This is a genomic window from Synechococcus sp. (assembly GCF_982614295.1).
Map to the genome: position 1 here is coordinate 1 of NZ_CEXBMR010000071.1, position 5,773 is coordinate 5,773.

8 protein-coding genes are annotated in these 5,773 nt (G+C 51.7%); 5 read left to right on the top strand and 3 right to left on the bottom strand.

All coding sequences use genetic code 11. The features are described 5' to 3' along the window. From AC2JC8_RS09550 to AC2JC8_RS09560, 3 genes are all read left to right on the top strand, one after another. Positions 1-328, top strand: a 328-nt coding sequence (locus tag AC2JC8_RS09550; protein WP_484594617.1) for a chorismate pyruvate-lyase family protein, incomplete at its 5' end; no start/stop codon positions are given. A 42-nt stretch (positions 329-370) separates the two neighbouring features. Then, entirely contained in the window at positions 371-817 is a 447-nt protein-coding gene (locus AC2JC8_RS09555) for a hypothetical protein (protein WP_484420290.1), read from the top strand. A 27-nt stretch (positions 818-844) separates the two neighbouring features. Then, on the top strand, positions 845-2,959 hold the full coding sequence (locus tag AC2JC8_RS09560) for a PhoX family protein (protein WP_484594618.1): 2,115 nt from the start codon (positions 845-847) through the stop codon (positions 2,957-2,959). Here AC2JC8_RS09560 and AC2JC8_RS09565 read toward each other — a convergent pair. From AC2JC8_RS09565 to AC2JC8_RS09575, 3 genes are all read right to left on the bottom strand, one after another. Further along, positions 2,946-3,458: a DUF1269 domain-containing protein gene (locus tag AC2JC8_RS09565; RefSeq protein WP_255132294.1), complete on the bottom strand. Its 513-nt coding sequence runs from the start codon at positions 3,456-3,458 to the stop codon at positions 2,946-2,948. The two genes, AC2JC8_RS09560 and AC2JC8_RS09565, sit on opposite strands and share 14 nt — an antisense overlap. A gap of 50 nt (positions 3,459-3,508) precedes the next feature. After that, positions 3,509-3,787 carry a hypothetical protein gene (locus tag AC2JC8_RS09570; RefSeq protein WP_484594619.1) on the bottom strand — a complete coding sequence of 93 codons (279 nt, stop codon included), beginning with the start codon at positions 3,785-3,787 and terminating at the stop codon, positions 3,509-3,511. A 125-nt stretch (positions 3,788-3,912) separates the two neighbouring features. Beyond that, on the bottom strand, positions 3,913-4,455 hold the full coding sequence (locus AC2JC8_RS09575; RefSeq protein ID WP_315856201.1) for a SprT family zinc-dependent metalloprotease: 543 nt from the start codon (positions 4,453-4,455) through the stop codon (positions 3,913-3,915). A 76-nt stretch (positions 4,456-4,531) separates the two neighbouring features. Between AC2JC8_RS09575 and AC2JC8_RS09580 the strand changes: the two genes are divergently transcribed. Further along, entirely contained in the window at positions 4,532-4,957 is a 426-nt protein-coding gene (locus tag AC2JC8_RS09580) for a hypothetical protein (protein ID WP_255132298.1), read from the top strand. A gap of 13 nt (positions 4,958-4,970) precedes the next feature. Continuing rightward, on the top strand, positions 4,971-5,773 hold an 803-nt coding region (locus AC2JC8_RS09585; protein ID WP_484594620.1), incomplete at its 3' end, for a DNA ligase LigA-related protein.

Below are 5,773 nucleotides of genomic sequence, written 5' to 3' on the forward strand. Positions count from 1 at the left end.
GAACCAATCAAAAGCGGAGCAAAATCTGAGGGAACGCCATCAGCCGATCTGGCGCAGCCTCACCAGCAATCGCACTGAACTATTTCGCGAAGTTGATGGGTTAGCCCTAGTGAATGCCCCTTGGTTGCAGAAACGCTTTAAAAGCAGCGGACCCTTCTGGAGCCGCCATTATCGTTTCTTTAGGCAAGGAGCCACTCTTACTGTGATCCAAGAGGTGTTTTCGCCTGCCCTGGAACGCTTTTTGGGATCAGCCTGCACCGAAAAAAATTATCAACGTTTGTTAAACATGTGTGGGGATGCTGCTAAAGCGGCTGATCAGATTGCTTAATTCTTGCTTCGCATCAGTATGCAATGACTGTGGGAGCTTCAATTGGATTCCAATCACTCCTGGATAACCCTCACTGATCTTGGCCGATTATTCGGCATTTCAGCGGTATTTTGCGGCAAATTGCTCGGCGAAGCCGGCATGCGCGATACAGATGGCATGCCTAATGCTGCAGCCCTCGATGGGGGCTATGCCTTTCGCCGCCCTGAGCAAAATGCCAATCGCTCAATCCTCTGGAATCAGCAACGCTGCTCCGAACTGCTTTTAGAAAAAGGTTTACAACTAATGGACGAACAACAACTGATCTTGCAGTGGGCTGATCTGCTCTCTGCCCTAGAAGAAGGCTCTCCTTCTGTGGATGCCTCCCCAGCTCAAATGGCTGAGGATTTACCTGTGCATTTAGTTCCAGCTGTAAATCAACGCTTACAAGTTATTGGTAGCTCCTTCCAAGTGCCAGGGCGTGAAGCGGTGGCTGCAGGAAATTCAAAATAGCTTTGTGTAGTTACAAATAAATTATTTGTGGATTTAGCTAGGCGCCGATTTTTACTTTTACTTAGCGGCAGCATTGCAGGCCTTGCTGTAGTTCAACCAGCGGTTGCAAAAGCAATTAACGGTTTGCAGCATCAACTTTTACCGTTTAAATCTCTGCGTCTCCCCTTACCTCTACCTGTTGATGGCCTTGATGCCACTGTTCAAACGCAGCAATATCAAGTTGTTCAGATAGAAGATCGCCTTGAAATCCCTAAGGGTTACAACCAGGAGCTACTCGTTAGCTGGGGGGATCCCATTGGCGAAGCAAGGTTTGGCTACAACAACGACTACCTAGCCCTCATTCCTTTAACCCCTGAGCAAGCCCTGCTCACGGTGAATTTTGAATATGTAAGCCCTCTGCCTTGGCGCCAAGCCTTTATGGAGGTGGTTGGCAAAAATCTGCCTTACAGCAGCGTGCAGGCTGGCCTTCTGCCCTATGGAGGCAAGATTGACGCTTATTCGCTGCCAAAAGAAGCGCCTTTACGGCTTGAAATCGAACAACTAGCAGCAGAAGCATTAAATGATCAAGGGCTTGGCGTAATTCGGCTGCAACGTTTAGCTAATGGCGGTTGGCGCCGTAACCCTGGCCCTCAAGATCGCCGCATTACCGGTCTTGCGGGCTTGAAAGATCCAAGCCAACTTTTACGTAGCACCGGCCCTGCAGTTGCAGTTTTTAATAGCGCTAACAGGCAGGGTTACAACGATGGCCTCGGAGCAGCAATCATTGGCAGCTTTGGCAACTGCGCTGGCGGCACCACCCCTTGGGGCACCGTATTAAGCGCTGAAGAAAATTTCCAATCCCAAGTGCCAGAAGCCGTATACGCAGATGGCAGCTCCTTCCCCCCTGTCTCTAAACCATTTCAATGCACCGAACAGGCCTTGAATGGGCTTGGCAATCCCTTTGGCTTAGCTGGCAACAAATACGGCTGGATGGTGGAGCTGGATCCAGCTAACCCCCAAGATCCGGGCACAAAACACACAGCCCTTGGTCGCTTTCGCCATGAAGCGGTGGCAATTAGGGCAGATGCCGGTAAACCTCTAGAGGTGTATTCAGGTTGTGATCGCCGCGGCGGCCACCTTTATAAATTTGTAAGCCAAGGAGTGGTTCAAAACCGCAAAGATCCAGCTAATAGCGAGTTATTTAGCGCAGGAGTACTCCATGGCGCCGTATTTAATAGCGATGGCAGTGGTGAATGGCGGGCCCTTTTACCAACTACCCCAGTAGCACCAATCGCAGCACCGGTGTTATTACCAAATTCCGATCGCAGTAAAGGGGGGGCTGAACTATTTAAAACTGCAGCAGATATCAATGCTTATCGCAAGCAGTTTCGCAACCTTGCTGATTTATATAGCGAACAGGGCGCGATTTTGATCGATGCTCACTTTGCTGCGAATGCTGCTGGTATCACCGGCACCGCCCGCCCGGAAGATACCGAGATCGATCCTCGCAATGGCGATTTATTAATTGCTTTTACCTCTGGCTTACCCGGCGATGAAGGGGTGCCAGATCAAACGATTTTCAAAGGGCCTAGGGGGCAAACCCCCTGGAATGAAGGCTGGATAATGCGGCTACGGGAAAGCGGCAACGGCAAATTCAATTGGAGCATGGTGGCAAGTGGCGGTAAACCTCAAGAAGGAGGTTTGGGGTTTGCCAACCCGGATAATCTCGCCTTTGATCCCAGCGGTGCCCTTTGGATGGTTACCGACATCGGCACCAAAGAGCAAAACGACTACCGCAATGGTGGTGAATTCGGTAATAACGCCTGCTGGGTGTTGCCCACCAGTGGGCCTCAAATCGGCCAAGCTTTTTGCTTTGCAATTGGGCCGATGGAATGCGAACTCACAGGCCCCACCCCTAGCGCTGATGGACGCAGCCTTTTACTTGCGGTGCAACATCCCGGCGAACTGCACGGCCGCCGGGAGCAGGGAGCAAAAGAAGCTCGCGGCTTTGAATTGCAAAACGATGCAGGAAAATCATTCCAACAGCTGCGTTGGGTACCACTAGGTTCAAATTGGCCAGATGGCAGCAGTGCTTCATGGCCCCGGCCTGGGGTGGTGGTAATTCTCCGCAGCGATGGCAAGGCTTTACTTAGCCCTTACTAAGGCTTTTGGTGGCCTGATTGAGCATCTCCTGCAGGTGGGCTTCATCTGTATGGCTGAGATTGGTTTGCAGCAGATGGGCATTAGGGGCATGGCTACGCAACTTTTCAATCACGCGATCCGCTGTGGCTTCTTTCACCATTAAGCAAAGTGCTGCACTGTTGGGCCGCAGGGTATCCCCCACCTCACGCAAGAAACCATCATTAATGCCTAGATCTGTAAGGGCACCAGAAGCAGCACCAACCCCCGCACCAACAGCAGCTCCAAGGATGGGGTTAAGGAAAATTAAACCCACCAAACTGCCCCAAAAACCACCGCTCACAGCACCAGCGGTGGTGAGATTAAGGGCTTGATGTAATTCCACCTTGCCTTCGCTGTTGCATTCCACCACTACCGCATCATCAAGTGAGATCAAGTGGTCTTGCTGCAAAGCCACCAGCTCTTTACGCACATCTTGGGCTTCTGTAACGCTATCGAAACCAAGAACAATTAACTGACTCATGGAAGTGATTAATGCTGCTTAATTAGTAGCAGCATGAGGTAAAGAGCCAACTAATTGTTACGGCGTCTGTAGGAACGCGGCATCGGACGAACCGGCTTAACTTCAGTGCGCTGCCAATGGGGGGTGGTGAAGCTTTCGTCTGCGGGCCAGCTTTCCTCTAACCAACTTTCTTGAACTGGGGTGCGGCGCGAAATTGCTTCTAATGGCCTCTTAATTTGGCGGCGGGAGCTGGGCCGAGCAGCAGCAACGCCATCAACAAATTCACGGCCGCGATCTAGCCAGCCCTCAAGGCGTTCCTCTAAACCTGCATCAAAAAAACGATCTGCCATCAAGCATCAAGGCCGTATTTACAGCTTAAGGCTGCTGCTGCGCAGCTGGCTTTCCCGCCATAAGCCAACAGCACTAATTACCCAGCCGCTGATCAATATTCCACCTAAAAATTCAGCCACCTTGTTCACCCGCTCGAAGCTTCGTGATTAGGGCTGAAGTTAAGGGCAAAACGCGCATCCCAAACGCCAGCGTTATGAAGCTCACAACAATTGCGACAGGCCAAACCTTTACGGCGGCGGCGATAGGCAATTTTTTTACCGCAATGGCCGCAACAGGCCCACCAAGCAGCGGCTTGTAATGGCATTGGATAGCTGTGGCGCAAACTCACCTGAAAGTTTTTTTCAACGCTATTAATCGAAGCCATGCGGGCCCGAAATTGGGGACCATGCACCTCTTTTAAAAGCAGAATCCGATCTACCCAGGCATGGATCATTTCGTGGCAAAGGGTGCTCAAGGTGGCCTCTGGCGGCAGGGGCACCAGCAGCGGCTGCGAAAGCACAATTTCACTCAAGTGAGGCCCAAAGCGATATAAACCAGCGCTACGGCTGAGGCGGCCATCGCTCCAACGCAGTTGCAATGCTGGGTTAGCAAGCTGCCCCAAGGCGCTATCAAAATATTGACGATCCAAGCGATGGAACAGTGGCAGCAATGGTTCCAGGGGCATCATTTGATTTTGACGCCTTAACTAAAACAACGCAACGGAACGCCGTCCTTCAGAATTAAGCGATCACGAGCTGCCACCGATGGATCTTGATTGGGTTGTTGTTCGCGCTGTTAGCAGCAAGCTGCTTTTAGCGGGTGCCGGCGCTTTACTTCTTTATTGGACCGTTAGTGCCGTAAAACTTGTAATTAGCGCCCGTGGTATCAATCCACTACTGAAGCAATTTTTCAATCAGATTGCTTCAGGGCGGGTTGATGCCGCCTACTTGCTCACTACCAAAAGCTATAGGCAGCATGTGAACCGGCAGCAGTTCATCCGCTTTTTAGCTGGGCTACAACTAAATAAATATCGCAACTTGAAATCAGGGCGCCCCAGAATTCAAGAAGGCCAGATCATGCTCACAGTGAAATTAAAAAGTGATGGCAAAGAAGAACTGCCATTGGATTTTATTTTTGTGAAAATAGAAGATAACTGGCGGGTGGAGCGGATCAACCGTTTGGATTCCTAAACAAGGTTCACCTATGGCACCCACTTCTGTTGCAGCACGGGCAGAAGAGTTGCGGCGTTTGTTGATCGCTGCTGCCCATGCCTACTACGTGCTGGATGCACCGGCACTAGAAGATGCCGTATACGACCAGTTGTATCGCGAATTACTCGAGCTTGAGCAGGCCCATCCTGAATTAATCAGCGCCGACAGCCCAAGCCAACGGGTGGGGGGTGCACCAGCTGCCAGCTTCCCAAGCGTGGCCCATCGCATCGGCCTGCTGAGCCTTGATAACGCCTTCAACGCAGCTGAATTAACAAGCTGGTACGCCAAATTATTGCGGGTGCTCGAACTTGAGCCCAGCACTGAATTAGAGCTGGTGGGGGAACTGAAGATCGATGGCAATGCCCTAGCCCTTAGCTACGAAGCGGGGGTATTAGTGCGTGCCGCCACCCGCGGCGATGGCGAAAGCGGAGAAGACATCACCCCCAATGGCCGCACAATTCAAAGCGTGCCGCTCAAGCTCCACCTGGAAAATCCACCAGCTTGGGTGGAAGTGCGCGGAGAAGCGTTTATCCCAGATCAAACTTTTGCTGCAATCAATGCCGAACGGGCTGCCCGCAATGAAGCCCTATTTGCCAATCCCCGCAATGCCTGCGCCGGCACCCTGCGGCAATTAAACCCCCAGGTGGTAGCCGCACGGAGGCTGGATTTCTTTGCCTACACCCTGCACCTACCAAACGGCAGTGATAACCCCAGCAGCCAATGGGAAGCATTGCAGTGGTTAAAAAAAGCCGGCTTCAAGGTGAATCCAAACACCGCCCTACTCGCCAATTTGCA

Excerpts from the sequence above, each read along its gene's own strand:
- AC2JC8_RS09565 (WP_255132294.1), bottom strand. The coding sequence starts at position 3,458 with ATGAGTCAGTTAATTGTTCTTGGTTTCGATAGCGTTACAGAAGCCCAA.
- AC2JC8_RS09570 (WP_484594619.1), bottom strand. The coding sequence starts at position 3,787 with ATGGCAGATCGTTTTTTTGATGCAGGTTTAGAGGAACGCCTTGAGGGC.
- AC2JC8_RS09575 (WP_315856201.1), bottom strand. The coding sequence starts at position 4,455 with ATGATGCCCCTGGAACCATTGCTGCCACTGTTCCATCGCTTGGATCGT.
- AC2JC8_RS09580 (WP_255132298.1), top strand. The coding sequence starts at position 4,532 with ATGGATCTTGATTGGGTTGTTGTTCGCGCTGTTAGCAGCAAGCTGCTT.